The sequence below is a fragment of the Lacibacter sp. H375 genome (assembly GCF_037892425.1).
In the GTDB taxonomy this organism is placed as follows: Bacteria; Bacteroidota; Bacteroidia; order Chitinophagales; family Chitinophagaceae; genus Lacibacter.
In genome coordinates, this window is record NZ_JBBKTT010000001.1 from 3,116,066 (window position 1) to 3,133,404 (window position 17,339).

Here is a 17,339-nt window from a genome sequence, read left to right on the forward strand (position 1 = left end):
AAGAACTATGTTGAAGTATTGAAACAAGCAGTTTAAGTTGTCAAACATTCACTGATCATGCAATAAAAACAAAACCCGTTTCAAAACTGAAACGGGTTTCTATAATCGTTGTACTAAAATCTTACATGTGTTGCTCGATCTTTTTAACGAAGTTGCCTTTTGGCTGTGCGCCTACTAATTTGTCAACTACCTGACCATTCTTCACGAAGAGGATAGCAGGAATAGAGGTAATACCGTAGTTCATACTAACCTGTGGGTTTTCGTCAACGTTTACTTTACCCACTTTTACTTTACCATCGTATTCTTTGCTCAATTCTTCAATAACCGGCCCGATTGCACGACATGGTCCGCACCATTCTGCCCAAAAATCGATTACGCTGAGTTTATCTGAACTGATCACTTCACTCTGGAAGTTTGCATCTGTAAATTGGAGTGCCATAATTTATATCCTTTTAATTTTTTTTGAATGAAGGGACAAATTTAAGCCCATTCCTGTTAATCTGATGTTATGTCATTATCCACAGCTGTTCACAAATAAAAAACGACAGGATGTACTACAAGAATGACAGTTAAAGGGCCGTTAACGGTTGATTTTTAATTATTCATCCGGAGGATTTTGGTGGAACGATCAGTGAAAACTAACAATGAATAGGTTAAACAAACCTCCGGGGGTTCTAAAACCGCGGAGGTTTGTGTTATAAATTCAAACTTGCCAGCTTAATAGTTTTTGCTTTATTATCTGCCCATGCAAAGAACAATTTATCACCTGCTTTGGTCATTTGCGGGAAGCCGCTTGATCTTGCATCGGATGATTCAGCAACAACAATAGCCTGTCCTTTTGAACCATCAGCATTTACTTTAATTGCTTTAATGGTTGATCCTTCCATCCAGCTCAGCATGGCGGTTTTGTTATCCAGCATCACTACATCAACACGGCCAATTGCTTTGCCTTCATCAACCTGGATGGGTGTTTTAAATGTAGCGCCACCATCTTCAGAAAAAATGATTTTTACCTGCGCTTTATTTTCTTTCATAGAAAACCATGCAATGGCTAAGTTATTTCCAACAGCATCGGCTCTTGGTCCGTTAACCGGACAACCTGCAATTTTCCATTCATCGGGGAAGATGGTTTTGGGTTGCGTCCATTCGCCATTTACAAAACGTACGATGGACATGTCCCTGATCTCTTCATCTGAACGATCTCTGTAAACAACGATTGGTCCGTTATCAGTAATGGCAATCGTTGTTTGGCAGCAATCACATATTCTTCCGTCGAGTTCCCATTCTTTTGTTTTTGTTCCTTTCTTATCAAGCAGCGCTCCTCTTAATGTCATTTCACCATGATGACCTTCATGGCTGCTGTGATCTCCTTCCATTGCAGTTTTTCTTCCATCGAGCCAGGCTGCAATAAACTGATCATTATAAGGTGTGATAGAAACAAAGCCATGTTCAGCTTTTTTGCCATCATCATGCAAGGTGGTTGGCGTTTCCCATGTTTTACCGGCATCTGCAGATGCAACCAACTTAATATCGTAAGTAAATTTTGCTGTATCGCTTTTCTCTAAAAAATGCGCAAGCATATTGCCGGCAGCATCAGAAGATACAACTGGATAATCAGCCCAGTTTACAAACCAATTATTACCGGAGCTGATTGTGACGGGTGCGGTCCATTGATCATTTACAAGTGCAGAAAAATGCAGTGATGATTCTTTTCCTTTTTTCTGTACCCATGAAAGATGAACGATTCCTTTCGCATCGGTAAATAAATAGGGTTCAGCAGTTGAATCAGCGGCAGGAGAGGGTAGTGATACCAGTTCTCCAATTGCTTTTTTTTCGTTTGTTTTGTCGGCACATGATGCAAATACAGCAATCAGTGAAAGGACGGCTATTAGTTTGTTCATTTTATTTTCCGGCATTAAGAATTAAATCAATATTGTTTTTGCTATCCCATTTTCTGTATCCCATTTCTGAGAAAACAAGTTTTTTGTTTGGGTTGAATATATAAGTTGTTGGCAGGGCCATAATGTTTAATTGCTCCAGGTTTTCTACCCGTACATAATGAAAATCGTACGGTTGCTTTTTCTTGAACGTTTCAATTGCTTCCACTTCTTCATTTGATGCAAACAGGAAAACAATATCCTCATCTTTTAAACTGCTCTTTGCTTTTTGAATGGAAGGCATTTCCTGTATGCAGGGGCCGCACCATGTTGCCCAAAAATTAATAAAGATGGTTTTGCCTTCGTATTGATGAAGGTCAATTGCTTTGCCATCAAGTTCAGTGAGTTTTATTTTATCAAACTCAGATAAAACCTCGGTTTTAACCTCAGGTTTGTTTTTGTTGTTGGCTGAATCTTTTTCCTTGCAACCTATAACTGCAATTAAAAAGATGATGGATAACTTATACATTACTTTCATTTGCTTCTTCAATATTATTTTACTTTCAATAAACTTGCGTTGATCGCCACTACAATTGTACTCACACTCATTAATACGGCTCCAGCAGCCGGACTTAATAAAACCCCGGCTTTATATAACACACCTGCAGCCAGCGGCAAGGCTATTACATTATATCCTGTTGCCCAAATTAAATTCTGAATCATCTTACGATAGGTAGCTTTTCCGAATAAAATTAAACTTACAACGTCTTTCGGATTGCTGTTGACCAAAACAATACCGGCTGTTTCTGCTGCAATATCACTACCGCTGCCTATTGCAATGCCGATATCGGCCTGTGCCAATGCCGGTGCATCGTTCACACCATCACCGGTCATTGCAACAAACTCGCCTTTTTCTTGCAAATCTTTTATTTTTTCTAATTTCTGATGAGGCAAAACTTCCGCAAAAAAATCATCCATCCGCAAGGTTTTACTTACGCTTGCTGCAACTTTTTTATTGTCGCCGGTGAGTAAAATTGATTTAATGTTGTTTGATCTTAAGGTGTTGATTGCTTCCGCTGATTCAGGTCTTATTTCATCTGATAAAGCGATATAGCCAGCCAATATTTGATTGATGATGATAAATACAACTGTCTCTGTGTCGTTGGCAGCAAAACCATCAGGCAACTGAATGTTCTTTTCTGCTAAAAAGCCCGGGCTCACTACCAAAACACTTTTACCTTCAACCGTTGCTTCAACTCCCTTTCCGGTAATGGCTTTAAAATCTTCTGCTGTTGGAGTAGTGATTCCTGCTTCTTTTGCTTTTTGTATGATGCCGGTTGCAATCGGATGTTCAGAATTTTGTTCCAATGCGGATGCAAATCGTAAGATATCTTTTTCTGAAAAATTATCCTGTAATGAAACGGTTTTTGAAACTTCGAATTTCCCAACAGTCAGCGTTCCTGTTTTATCAAAAACGATCGTTGTAATTTTCCGTGCATTTTCAAAAGCGGTTCTGTTTTTGATCAGCAATCCATGTTTGGCTGATAATGCTGTTGATTTTGCAACCACCAACGGCACGGCTAATCCCAATGCATGCGGGCAACAAATAACGATCACTGTCACCATTCTTTCGATGGCAAAAGCCAATTCTTTACCAGACATATACCAAATTGAAAAAGTGGCAATGCCCGCAACAATCGCAATAATCGTAAGCCACCTTGCGGCTTTATTCGCCAGTAGCTGTGTTTTTGATTTTGAGTTTTGTGCATCCTGCACCAGTTTGATGACCTGCGATAAGTAAGAATCTTTTGCTCCATGCAATACTGAAACTTTAATAGCACCATTGCCATTAATGGAACCAGCAATTACTTTATCGTTTTTTATTTTTCGAACAGGTTTTGATTCACCGGTTAACATTGATTCGTTCAAATAACTTCCTCCATCGGCAATGATGCCATCGGCAGCCACTTTCTCGCCGGGCTTGATGAGTATGATATCATTTTCTTTTAGTGTTTCGGTTTTCACATCCATGATATGATCTCCATGAATGAGGTGTGCATCATCCGGCATGAGCTGTACAAGCAATTCCAGTTCTTTTGATGCGCCGGCGATTGATTTCATTTCGATCCAATGCCCCAGCAGCATAATGAGTATCAATGTTGCCAATTCCCAAAAGAAATCCATTCCTTTTAACCCGAATACTGTTGCTACACTGTAGATGTATGCAACTGAAATGGCAAAACCAACCAGCGTCATCATACCGGGATTCTTTGCTTTCATCTCATCAAACCAGCCTTTTAAAAAAGGCCAGCCGCCATAAAAGAAAACAACTGAGGCCAACGCAAATAATACATAATCTGAACCGGCAAAGCTGAAATGAATATTGAGCCAATGCTGAATCATTTCTGATAACAGCATGATTGGAACTGTGAGGATTAAAACAATATAAAACCGTTTTTTGAAATCTTGAATCATCATGGCGTGATGATCATGACCTGCATGCCCCATTGGAGGATTCTTTTCAACATGATGGGAATGTTCATGTTGAACGGGAGCTTTTGCCTTTTCATGTTGATGATGCGAATGATCCATAAAAAAATATTTAATGGTTATGACCCGCCATCGGGTCAGCACCTTTTTTAAATACATATTCACTGTGCAACAGGTAAGCGCCACTCATTACCACAACATCACCGGCTATTAATCCTGATTTTATTTCAATACGATCATTGCTTTCCAAACCCACTTGCACCATTTTGCTTTTGAATGAATGTTCACCGGTTCTTATCCATACTGTCGCACCTTTACCATCCCGTATCACTGCATCAATGGGCAAGGTGAGTGATTTACGTTGTGTGCTTTTCAATACTACATAAGCCGGCATGCCGGGTTTTAACTGGTTGCCACTATTGGGAATGGAAACACGGATAAGATTGATTCTTGTATCGGGATTGATTTCCGGATTTACAAATTCAATTCGTCCTTTGATTTCTTTATCGTCCATATCGGGCAATTGAACAGTTGCTGTTCCGTTAAGATCAATTTCTGAAAGCTGCGATGTATACACCTGTGCTTCTGCCCACAGTGTTGAGAGATCGGCCAGCTTTACAATTGTTCCACCTTCCATGACATAATCGCCTTCACGAATATCCATTGTGGTAATATAACCGGCAGCTGTGCTGTAAAACGTAGTAAGCGGTGTCGACTTTTTTGTCTTCGCCAGTTCATTGATCTGCGCTTCACTCAATCCCCACAGCAGTAATTTGTTTTTGGCGCTTTGTAATAATTGTTCAAAATCGATGACTGTTTCCGTAGCAAATGTTTTTTTCTGTTCCAGTGCAAGAAGGTATTCCTGTTTGGCATTGTTGAGGTCTTCGCTATATACTGCATATAACGCTGCACCCTTGCTGACATAATCACCAATGTTTTTGAAATACAGTTTTTCAATTCTGCCCATCACTCTTGAACTCACAGAAGATGTCTTCAACTGATCGAAGTTGAGACTGGCAGTTAATACCAGGCGATCGCCGATTGTTCCTGTGCGGATGGTATCGGTTTGGATGTTCCCCAACTGAATCTGTTGATCACTCAATTGTATTTCATCTTTCTTTTCACCATTTCGTTTTTTCACTGGTGTAAGATCCATTTTGCAGATGGGACATTTACCCGGCTTATATTCTACCACCTGTGGATCCATTGAACAGGTGTAGTATACATCACTTTCTGCTTGATCATTTTTTTTCTCTTTGCAAGATGCAAGTAAGAATAGGCAAAAGGCAATTGACAATAGGCAAACAGAGCCCAACTTTCGTAGATTGCCTATTGCATATTGCTTATTGCCCATTGATATATTTTGTTGTTTCATCATTATTGTTGTTTTACTTTAATGAAGCTCTCGCTATCCATTAAATATTGCGCATTCACCGCAACTGAATCTGTTGCAGTTAATCCGCTGATGATTTGAATATGTTGTTCGTGTAAAATGCCGGTATTCACTTTGTGTGCTTTAAAGCCGCCATCCACTTTATGAAACACCACTTTATCTAACCCAAGCGATAACACAGCTTCTTTCGGCAACCAATAAGCATCTTTTGAATTGCCATTGATGACTGCTCTTACCTGGCTGCCGATCGGAATTTTTAAACTGCTGTTGTTAAAGTAGACTCTTGCTGTCAAGGTTTTACTTTCCTTACGATAAAAGGGTTCAATAAAATCAATGCTTGCCCTGAAGCCTTTGTTCGGTGCAGTTTCGGGTATAACATGCACACTGTTTCCTTTTTTAACCAACCCCTGGTTGTCGCTAAAAATATTCAGCAGTGCCCATGCCTGCGTTGGATTATAGACAATGAAAACTGATTGTCCTTTGTTGATGTACATACCTTCTTTCAATGAAAGTTCTTCTGTTAATTGCGAAATGTCTTTCATTTTTTCAGGTGCAGTATTCATGGAAGCGCGGGCTGATTCATGAATATGTCCGCTGTAATTGCTGTAAACGGAAATGGTAAATGAAGATTTTTTTGTTTGAATCACCTGTTGTAATTGCTGACTGCTCATGCCAAGCAGTAAAAGTTTTTGCTTTGCTGCTTCAATAAAGCTTTTATTTTCCGGATCGTTCTTTAACAGGAATAATAAATTCTGCTGTGCAGTTAAAATTTCCGGACTGTAAATATCCATGATTCGTTGCCCTTTACTTATCTTCTGGTAACGGTGACGCACATAGAGTTTTTCGATCCGTCCGCTTACTCTTGCTGAAATCGTTCCAACTTCTCTTGTGTCGTAGGCAATGGTTCCCAACGCTTCTATGTTAATATGCTCTTCTTTCTTTTCAATAGTTGTAACAGGAATGGATGACACCACAAACTCATTGGTTGGTTTGAGCAATGCATCCAATCCAATTTCAGTTGATGCACTGCCGCCGGTTTCTTTTTTTACTAAATCCATTCCACAAATGGGGCAGGAGCCGGGTTTATCTTTGATCACATCAGGATGCATGGGACAGGTATATTCTGCTGCTGCATTTTCATGATCATGCTGTTCAGGTTGTTCCATCTTCACCAATTCCATTCCGCATTTCGGACAAGTGCCCGGCTTATCACTAAACACTGAATCCTGTGGCATCGGGCAGGTATATGTTGCTGCATGATCTTGCTGATGATTTGATGCAGGTTGTTGCATCTTAACCAGGTCCATTCCACATTTTGGGCAAGTGCCGGGCTTATCGCTGAACACCGAATCCTGTGGCATTGGGCAGGTGTACATGTCTTTTACAACTTCCTGCTTGTGGTTTGCATGCGGATCATTGTTGTTACAGGCTATTGCCAGCATCAACAGAAATGATGAGATTATATAAAATAGTTTATGCTTCATCTGTTTTACTTTATTGTGCCTTTTCTTTTTGGCTTTTGTTTTTTGGACATTGGATTTTCTTCTTGTGCCTTGCTCCTTGAACCTTGTACCTTCCCTCTTACTTTTTTTCAATCAACCGTTCAATCGTCACCTGCAGTTTCAATGCCTGGTTGAGCAACTCTGTATATTCCAGTTGAGTCATGTATAATGTTTCCCAAGCATCATATAGCATGAAGAGTTCTTCTGTATTCTGTTCATAACCCAGCTGCATGGTTTTGTAATTATTCTTTAAGGCAGGAATAATATTTTCATCATACAGTTTCAGTTGTTTTCGTTTTAACTCAAACTCATTGCGCATGCCATAAGCCATGCCGCTGTATTCATTCAGCATCATTTCTTTTTGCGATTGAAGTGCACTTGCTTTCCATTTCAAGCTCTCAACATTTGCCTTGCTCATTTTCGACGACCATTTGGTAAGCGGAAGCTTCATCATGCCCATCAATGAAAACTGCATGGGCAATCCGCCAAAACCAAACATGTGCTCATAACGGATGCCGAACTGCGGTTTCAGACTTTGTCTTTCTGTTTCTTGTTTCAGCCAGGTAAGTGTAATGTCTTTATCAATTGCTCTCAGGTCACTGCGGTTGTTGTAAATGAGTGTGCTGTCGAATACCATTGATGAATAATCATTCAGTTGATAAGTGGTGTCAATATCAAAATTGATCATTGCGTTGCGACCCATCAGTGAGTTGATGCGGATGCGTTTTTCTTTGATGTCGCTTTCAAACATCAAACGCATATTCTGCACATTGCCCAATGCAGCTTTGGCTTTGTAATACGCACTGATCTTCTCCAATCCATTCTTATAACGGATCTCCGCATTTTTGATCATGAATTCGAGCAGCTTCTCGTTCTGATCAAGGATCGCCAGCTTCTTTTTCAAGATCATCCATTCATAGTAGAACTGCTTGGCATCATTGATCAATTCATTCAGCGTAGCATTCTTTTTTTCTTTTTCAACAGAAGACATGGCTTCCATATACTTTGCATCTGCATTTTGCTTTTGTTTATTGGGAAACATCTGTTGCCCACCGATCATGTATTGACCCATACCTTCTTTAAGGCCACCCATGCCATCATCCATTTTTTTCCAAAGAGACGGATTGTAGGGCGTCATCCATAAACCGCTGCTGAATTCCGGAGGCATCCAGCTTTTCGCACCCTTGGCAGCTTCATCCATTGAACGGATCTCGTTGTTGTACATTCTTACAACAGGATGCGATAAAGTGATGCTGTCAATGATGGCATCGAGTCTCATTGTTTGTGCGTTGCTGCAAAGTGCGGCAAGGACAAACAGTACCAGGAGTAGTTTATTCTTTAACATCGATCAATTCAATTTTACCGTTACGTTTTAATTCACGTTCTTTTATCATTTCAAAAATCACCGGAGTGATCAGTAGTACATAGATGGTGGATGAAATGGTTCCGCCAATCAATGGAATGGTAATTGGCCGCATGATATCACTCCCCACACCTGTTGCCCATAAAATGGGAATCAAACCAAACAATCCAACTGAGACTGTCATCAACTTGGGACGTAATCTTTTTGCAGCCCCTTCTATTACAAATTCACGGATGATGGCAGGTGTAAGTGTTGTTTTGCTGTTGCCATGTTTGGCCACCATGTTCTGCATGGCTTCATTGAGATAGATGGTCATCAGCATTGCTGTTTCAATCGCCATTCCAAACAATGCAATAAAACCAACAGCAACAGCTACTGACAAATTAATGCCATAGAAATAAACCATGAACACACCGCCGATCAATGCAAACGGAACGGTGAGCATGGTTACTGCTGCTTCTTTAAAGGAATGATACGTGAAGTACAGCACCATGAAGATGATAATGAGTACAATGGGCAAAATGGTTTTTAATGTTTGGTTTGCACGTATCTGATTTTCCCATTGGCCACTCCATTCAAGGAAGTATCCTTTGGGTAATTTGGTGATCATCTGGTTCAATCGTTCTTGTGCTTCTTTTACAGTGCTTCCTAAATCACGCTCACGCACATTGAACAAAACTGTTCCCCTCAACATTGCATTTTCTGAATTGATCATCGGCGGGCCATCACTCAATTTTATATCGGCTACTGCTTCTAAAGGAATGGGGCCGAAGTCCATCGTTTGCACCTGCAAACGTTTTAATGCTTCGAGGTTGTTACGGAAATCCTGTCCGTATCGTGCGTTCACCGAAAAACGTTGACGACCTTCAACGGTAGTCGTAAGTTTCATGCCGCCCAACGCACTTTCAATTACAAGATTTACATCATCCACACTTAAACCATATCGTCCGATCTCTTCACGCTTCACTACAATGTCAATGTATTTACCACCGGTGATTGGTTCTACATACAGATCTTTCACGCCATCAATTCCTTCCAGTTGTCGCTTGATGGTTTGTGCAAATGCATAAATGCTGTCGAGATTTTGTCCATAAACTTTCAAACCAACATCGGTACGTATTCCTGTTGAAAGCATATTGATGCGGTTGATGATCGGTTGTGTCCATCCATTGGTAACACCCGGTATCTGCATCTTTGCATTCAGTTCATTAATGATTGCATCCTTAGTCATGTTATCCCGCCATTCACTTTTTGGTTTCAAGAGAATAATGGTTTCGATCATACTGATAGGAGAGTTGTCTGTTGCGGTATTTGCACGGCCCGCCTTGCCCAACACATGTGCCACTTCAGGAACAGTGCGGATCAATTTATCCTGCACCTGCAATAAACGTTTGGCTTCCGAATTAGAAACATCGGGTAATGTAACCGGCATGAATAATAACGAACCCTCATCTAACGGTGGCATAAATTCAGAACCCAGTCTGGTCATCATAATAATGCCAACAGCTAATGCAATGACATTAACAACAATGGTGGTTTTACGCCAGTTTAAACACCATTTTAAAATGGGTGTATAGATTTTTTCTAACGTTCTGGTAATTGGATTGGAGCTCTCAGGTTTTAATTTGCCTTTCAGAAAAAACGAAATTAATACGGGCATTAAGGTGATGGCCAGCACCGCATCAATTAACAGGATAAATGTTTTTGTCCATGCCAATGGATGAAAGAGTTTTCCTTCCATACCCGTTAATAAAAACACGGGAAGAAAAGAAGTAACTACAATAATGGTTGAATAAAAAACACCCGGCCCAACCTGTTTCGACGAACGCTCGATGATCTCCAACTTTTCAGCCGCTGTTAATGGATCTTTATGTTTCTTGAATAGTTTCATACTAAATATTATTGCTTGTTGCCGATTGCCTGTTCTTTTTCCAACTGTGCTTCGCTGATATGCCGGTAGGCATTTTCTACCATCACAATACCATCATCCACCACTACGCCGATTGCCAATGCAATACCTGTGAGTGACATGATGTTTGATGAGATGCCAAACATTTCCAGGAAAATAAAACCTGCTGCTACAGAAATAGGTAATTGGATAAGTATAATGAGAGCACTTCGCCAATGAAACAAAAAGAGAAGTACAACAATTGATACGGCGATCATCTCTTCGATCAAGGTTCCTTTTACTGATTCAACTGCTTCCTGTATCAATGTACTTCTGTCGTAGGATGTTTTAAAAGTGACACCCTCAGGCAATCCCTTTTCTACTTCCTTCATCTTCTCTTTTACTGCGGCAATTACTTTATTAGCATTTTCATTGTAACGCATCACTACTATGCCACCTACCACTTCACCTTTCCCATCCATATCAAAAATGCCGAGACGTAAGTCACCACCCATTTGCACCGAGCCAATATCTTTTACACGAACGGGAATGCCGTTATAATTTGTGAGTGCAATATTTTCTACATCTGAAATGTTTTTGATGTAACCCAATCCACGAATGATGTAAGCCATGTCTGCCATTTCAAACTTTCGTCCGCCCACATCATTGTTATTGCTTTTCACTTTGTTCATTACATCCATCAGGGAAATGTTGTAATACTGCAGCTTCACCGGATCAATAACGAGCTGATATTGTTTTTCAAACCCGCCAAACGATGCTACTTCCGCAACACCGGGTACTGTTTGCAAGGCGAATTTGATGTACCAATCCTGCAATGCACGTTGTTCGCCTAAGTCCATTTTTGGTGCATCCAGATGATACCAATAGATATGACCAACGCCTGTTCCATCCGGACCAAGTGAAGGCGTTACGCCTTGTGGTAATAAACGTTGTGCAAAATTCAAGCGTTCCAATACTCTTGTTCTCGCCCAATAGATATCAACGTTGTCTTCAAAAATTACATACACAAAACTCATCCCGAACATAGAAGAGCCACGGATGTTTTTAATTTTCGGAATGCCTTGCAGGTTACTCACCAATGGATAGGTTACCTGGTCTTCGATCACTTGCGGACTACGGCCCATCCATTCCGTAAAAACGATCACTTGGTTTTCACTCAAATCAGGAATGGCATCGATGGGGTTTTTGTTGATCGAATAAATGCCATAAGCAAAGAGGCCCGCTGCCACCAGCAATACAACAAGCCTGTTTCGTAGGGCGACTTCAATTAGTTTTCGAACCATAAACTTTAATTTGCAATAAGCAATGGTCAATTGGCAACCAGTATTTTTTGTTGATTGCCAGTTGCCAATTGACTGTTGATTATTTAATTACTTCTTCTACTGAACCACATGTGAGCATTTTTGCTCCGAAATATGGATTCTTCACTTCCTTTATCTCACTGATCCACATAGCACCTTTATTATCGTTTGCCATCGGGCAATGATCGTGATATACAGGCCGGCCGGCACCAAATGTTTTCACCAACGAATACATATCCTCACTCATGAGTATAAAATGAGAGCGTTGGTGTTTTATGTCGGAAGCATTCTTCGCAACGTGTTCGCCATGATCCTGCAGTTCTGATGTAATTTCATCGTATGCCTTTTTCTGATCTGTTGTAAATAAAGATTTGTCAACCTTTTTTATAGCATCGATCATTGCTTCTCCTCCATTGGCAGCTTCATCTCCGTTATCATTTACCAGTGCGTTTTTTATATGCAGGTAATGATCAACGATCAGTTTAATGGATGCAGCAGCAGTTGCATTGAGATCAGTGTAAACAACCGCTGCTGTTTTTAGATCTGTATCATCCACTACTACCGATTGCGGTGTGCTGTCTTTCATGTTGTGGCCTTCGTGTTCGTTTTTTGGCTCATTGCTGTTACATGCCATCAGCATCACGAAACTTATCATTGCAGTTGAAACGACTTGTTTGCTCATTATTTTTTTCATTTAGTTATTATTCATTATGTTTTGAGTGTTAATCTTTTTTTGCTTTTAAATCCATTCTGCATTTGCTGCATTTGCCGGGTTTGTTACTGGTAACATCGGCATGCATGGGGCATACATACGTTTTTGCAACTTCAGTTTTTGTTTTCTCTTTTGATTTTACAAGGTCCATTCCGCATTTGCTGCACTTACCGGGTTTGTCACTGGTAACATCAGGATGCATGGGGCATGTATAAGTTTTCATCACCTCCATTTTCATTTGTTCTTTTTTCGACTTATTCAGATCCATGCCGCATTTAGGACACTTACCGGGTTTGTCGCTGGTAACATCTGCATGCATGGGACAGCTGTAACTTTTTGTTACATCTTTCTTCATTTGTTCTTTTTTAGAAAGCTCGAGTTTCATGCCGCAAACAGGGCAGTTGCCAGGTTTTTTTGCAGCAACCGAATCATGCATAGGGCAGGTATATAATGTAGCGTGAGGCCCTTTATCTTTTTTGCCTGCTTTTTCCTGTGCAAATATGTTTACAGAAACGATGGTGAATACTGCCATCAACAGTAATTGTAACGTTTTCATCTTTTTTCATTTTAATGTGAAGAATAAGAAATGGGTATATGTAAATACCAATAGCCCGGCAACAGGATTGCCCGGCTTATACAAACGAAAAGAATTTAAATACGGAAACTGCAGTTACGGATATAAACAGCCAACTGCGGACTTCGTGGAGGTGCATTGCTGATAGGAAATTCTTCTGTTACAGAAGTAATGCCGGCAAAGTTGTATACAGGATACGATACTGGTAAAGCTGAAGCAAAAGAAAGTGTCAATTGAAATGCTGCTGCGGCCTTCTGATCTTTTTCAATTTTCAATTGCTTCTGTTCGTCTTTGCAGCAGGCGTTCTTGCCTTTGCCATCTTTTTCCATCCCGCAATTATTGCAGGTGTTCTTTCCATCGTTATGGCCAATGCTCCAGTCAACCAGTTTGTCCATGCAATAATGCATTTGCAACGTTGCTCCACTGGAGGTGCTGATGTAGAGAAAAGATAATATGGCTACTACAAGCTTTTTCATCTGAAATGCTAAATTAGCAACATTTCCTGCTAATCAATATTAAAATCTACTGACAATTATCAGTTGATATGAATTTTAAATATTGGCGGTGCCTGTTTTCAACATTATCAGGCCGTTACCACCGTAACATTCAACTCCGGTTTGTCCAGCAGAAACACTGCCATCTCATCATTCATTTCAAACCCTTTCTCAACAGTGTACATACCTACTTTCCAGTTATCCTTGGGTTCGTATAAGTTGAATTTGAGATTACTCTTGCCGGGGTTTTTCTTCACGTTCACCTCTATAAAGCTTACCATTTCTTCGGTAAGGAAACGTGGTTCAATATCAACGATCAGCTGTTTGGTCATGGTGCGTTTCACTGTTTCCAGCAATAACACCTGGTTGATCTTGAATTCAAAATCATCGTCTTTGTTCCAGCGAGTTTTGAATACACCCGTCACAAACACAACTGCACCTGGAGTGAAATGATCTTTGAATTTTACAAAGTCTTCACCAAACAAAGCAAATTCCGTATTGCCGGTATAATCTTCGATCATACAAATACCAAACTGCTTTCCTGTTTTAGTTACACGTTGGTTATGTGCAGTAACCAAACCGGCTAAACGAAATGTTTGAAACGGATTTGCATGCAACAGGATTGCTTCTTTAAATTCGTTGAAGTCACTAAGTGGTGTGATCTTGTAATGTTGCATTTCAAATTTAAAATGATCCAACGGATGACCGCTGATGAAGATGCCTGTGATCTCTTTTTCATGATCGAGTTTTTCTGTCAAGGTCCACTCTTCGCAATTCACAATCTTTGGCGTTGGTATTTCCATCATCATGCTTTCACCAAACAAGGTATTGGTATTGCTTTGCACATTTGCCTGGAATCGGTTACCGAAGTTGATGATACGTTCGAGTGTATTCACAGTGTCACCCGGCATTACATGAAAGTATTGTGCACGGTGATATTCTTTAAAACAATCGAAAGCACCACCATACACCAAACTCTCCAATGATTTTTTATTAACAGTACGTTGGTTCACACGTTTGATAAAATCAAACACATCTTTATAAGGACCTTTCTTTTCACGTTCTTCAATGATACTATCGATGGCCGCTTCACCCACACCTTTCAATCCACCTAAACCAAAACGGATTTCGCCTGCTTTGTTTACTGCAAAACCATTTTGTGATTCATTAATATCAGGGCCAAGTACTTTAATGCCCATGCGTTTACACTCTTCCATAAAGAAGGTGATCTTTTCAATAGCACCTGCGTTGTTCAACACGGCACTCATATACTCACCGGGATAGTGTGCTTTTAAATAAGCTGTTTGATAAGCAACGAATGCATAGCAGGTAGAATGCGATTTGTTGAAAGCGTATTGAGCAAACGCTTCCCAATCGGTCCATATTTTTTCCAGTTTATCTGCAGGATGCCCTTTTGCAGAGGCACCATCAATAAACTGCTTTTTCATTTTATCGAGTACGGCTTTTTGCTTTTTACCCATTGCTTTACGCAATACGTCCGCATCACCTTTACTAAAGCCGCCCAGTTTTTGTGCAAGCAACATTACCTGTTCCTGGTAAACCGTGATACCATAAGTTTCATCAAGGTATTCTTCCATTTCAGGAAGATCATAGCTGATCGCTTCCTTACCATGTTTGCGATCAATGAAGTTGGGGATATACGCAATAGGACCGGGACGATACAAAGCGTTCATCGCAATCAAATCACCAAACTGATCGGGCTTTAATTCACGCAGGTATTTTTGCATACCCACACTTTCAAACTGGAACGTGCCAATGGTAGAACCGTGTTGATAGAGTTCAAATGTTTTTGCATCATCTAACGGAATGGTGTCAATATCAATTTCAACACCGTGATTTTGTTTAATGAGCTGCAATGCATTCTTTAAGATGCTGAGTGTTTTTAAACCAAGAAAGTCCATCTTGATTACACCTGCATCTTCAATAACGCTTCCTTCAATTTGTGTTAGCCACAGTTCAGATTCTTTCGATGTACAAACAGGGATGAGGTCTGTCAAATCTCTTGGTGCAATGATGATACCTGCCGCATGAATGCCCGTGTTACGAACCGAACCTTCCAGAATTTCTGCTTCGTGCAAAATTCTTGATGGCAGATCATCGCCTGCGTACACCTGGCGGATTTTTTTCACCATTTCCATTTCATCAGGACCAAATGCTTCTTTTTCTGCTAAACTTTTTTCGCCTGTAAATGGTGCATGCAATACACGCTTTAGTGAAACACCGGGACGTTCAGGAACCAATTTTGATAAAGCACGACTTTCTGCTAATGGCAGATCCATCACACGGGCCACATCGGCAATACTACTTTTAGCAGCCATGGTACCATAAGTGATGATCTGTGCTACTTGTGCTTTACCATATTTATCAACAACGTAGTCAATTACTTTTTGTCGTCCTTCATCATCAAAGTCCGTATCAATATCCGGCATTGATTTACGATCAGGATTTAAGAAACGCTCAAACAGTAAATTGTATTTAATAGGATCGATGTTGGTGATGCCGATGCAATACGCCACTACACTACCTGCAGCCGATCCACGACCCGGCCCAACAAACACGCCCATATCACGACCTGCCTTAATAAAATCACTTACAATTAAGAAGTAACCGGCAAAGCCCATTGTTTTAATGGTGAACAATTCAAAGTCGATTCGTTCTCTTGTGGTTTCTTCTATTTCGTGGTAACGTTCTTTGGCACCGATGTAAGTAAGATGTTTTAAGAATTCCCACTGATTCAGATTTGCATCGTCGTGCACCTGGAATTCTTTCGGTATAGGAAAGGCGGGGAGCAAAATATCTTTCTTGAGATTCAGGACCTCGATCTTGTCTACAATTTCATTGGTATTATCGATGGCTTCCGGCACATCGTCAAATACCTTTTTCATTTCTGCTGTTGTCTTGAAATAGAATTGATCATTTGGGAATGCAAAGCGTTTGTTCTTTACGTTCACATCATCATCACTAAATTCACGCAGGGCAGGAGTGCTTTGTTTTTCGCCAGTGTTGATGCACAACAAAATATCATGTGCATTAAAATCGGTTTGATCAACATAGTGCGAATCGTTACTGGCAATAACTTTTACATCATACTTTTTTGCAAACTTCAACAGCACTGCATTTACTTTATCCTGCTCAACCATGCCATGCCTCTGTATCTCTACATAATAATCTTTCTGAAAAATATTTAACCACCACTTGAATTCATTTTCTGCATCTTCTTCACTCTTATTCAGGATCATCTGCGGTACCATGGCGCCGAGACAACAGGTAGTAGCAATTAATCCCTCATGATATTTATGAATAAGTTCTTTATCAATACGTGGGTACTTGCTATACATGCCTTCAATAAAACCAAGCGATGTAAGTTTTACCAGATTTTTATATCCCTGCTCATTCTTTGCCAGCAATACCTGGTGATAACGATGATCACGCTGTTCTTTGCTGAAGGTTTTTATATGCCTGTTCTCAGTTAAATAAAATTCGCAACCAACAACGGGCTTCACTTTTAGTGAGCCATCTTCATTTTTATGTTTGTAGGCCTCGGCCACAAACTGGAAGGCACCAAACATGTTCCCATGGTCGGTAATGGCCAACGCAGGCATGCCGTCAGTAATGGCTTTATTGTATAATGAACCGATGGAGGCGGCTCCATCGAGCAGAGAATATTGAGTGTGAACGTGTAAATGGGAAAATTTGCTCATAG

General features: G+C 40.3%; 13 protein-coding genes. All 13 read right to left on the reverse strand.

Annotation, left to right across the window (positions count from 1 at the left end; all coding sequences use genetic code 11):
• Positions 1–121 precede the first annotated feature (121 nt).
• Positions 122–439, reverse strand: a complete 318-nt coding sequence (trxA, locus tag WG954_RS13500) for a thioredoxin (protein WP_182806069.1) — start codon at positions 437–439, stop codon at positions 122–124.
• A 256-nt stretch (positions 440–695) separates the two neighbouring features.
• Entirely contained in the window at positions 696–1,901 is a 1,206-nt protein-coding gene (locus tag WG954_RS13505) for a sialidase family protein (protein WP_340437149.1), read from the reverse strand.
• A gap of 1 nt (position 1,902) precedes the next feature.
• Positions 1,903–2,406, reverse strand: coding sequence for a TlpA family protein disulfide reductase (locus WG954_RS13510; RefSeq protein WP_340437151.1), 504 nt, complete (start codon positions 2,404–2,406; stop codon positions 1,903–1,905).
• A 23-nt stretch (positions 2,407–2,429) separates the two neighbouring features.
• A complete protein-coding gene (locus WG954_RS13515; protein ID WP_340437152.1) occupies positions 2,430–4,469 on the reverse strand; it encodes a heavy metal translocating P-type ATPase in 2,040 nt (679 codons plus the stop codon).
• Positions 4,470–4,479: 10 nt separating this feature from the next.
• Positions 4,480–5,745: an efflux RND transporter periplasmic adaptor subunit gene (locus WG954_RS13520; protein WP_340437153.1), complete on the reverse strand. Its 1,266-nt coding sequence runs from the start codon at positions 5,743–5,745 to the stop codon at positions 4,480–4,482.
• Positions 5,745–7,244, reverse strand: coding sequence for a heavy metal-binding domain-containing protein (locus WG954_RS13525; RefSeq protein ID WP_340437156.1), 1,500 nt, complete (start codon positions 7,242–7,244; stop codon positions 5,745–5,747). Before WG954_RS13525 ends, WG954_RS13520 begins: the two co-directional genes overlap by 1 nt.
• Before the next feature lie 97 nt (positions 7,245–7,341).
• A complete protein-coding gene (locus tag WG954_RS13530; protein ID WP_340437157.1) occupies positions 7,342–8,607 on the reverse strand; it encodes a TolC family protein in 1,266 nt (421 codons plus the stop codon).
• Entirely contained in the window at positions 8,594–10,516 is a 1,923-nt protein-coding gene (locus WG954_RS13535; protein ID WP_340437158.1) for an efflux RND transporter permease subunit, read from the reverse strand. Before WG954_RS13535 ends, WG954_RS13530 begins: the two co-directional genes overlap by 14 nt.
• A gap of 8 nt (positions 10,517–10,524) precedes the next feature.
• Positions 10,525–11,817: an efflux RND transporter permease subunit gene (locus WG954_RS13540; protein WP_340437159.1), complete on the reverse strand. Its 1,293-nt coding sequence runs from the start codon at positions 11,815–11,817 to the stop codon at positions 10,525–10,527.
• 79 nt (positions 11,818–11,896) lie between these two features.
• A complete protein-coding gene (locus tag WG954_RS13545; RefSeq protein WP_340437160.1) occupies positions 11,897–12,517 on the reverse strand; it encodes a DUF3347 domain-containing protein in 621 nt (206 codons plus the stop codon).
• 40 nt (positions 12,518–12,557) lie between these two features.
• The gene (locus WG954_RS13550) at positions 12,558–13,103 is read right to left on the reverse strand and encodes a heavy metal-binding domain-containing protein (protein WP_340437161.1); all 546 of its coding nucleotides are present in this window, start codon (positions 13,101–13,103) and stop codon (positions 12,558–12,560) included.
• Between the two features lie 95 nt (positions 13,104–13,198).
• Entirely contained in the window at positions 13,199–13,597 is a 399-nt protein-coding gene (locus WG954_RS13555; RefSeq protein ID WP_340437163.1) for an HYC_CC_PP family protein, read from the reverse strand.
• A 107-nt stretch (positions 13,598–13,704) separates the two neighbouring features.
• Positions 13,705–17,337 (reverse strand): DNA polymerase III subunit alpha, encoded by a 3,633-nt coding sequence (dnaE, locus tag WG954_RS13560; RefSeq protein WP_340437164.1) that lies wholly within the window; start codon positions 17,335–17,337, stop codon positions 13,705–13,707.
• Between the last annotated feature and the right edge of the window lie 2 nt (positions 17,338–17,339).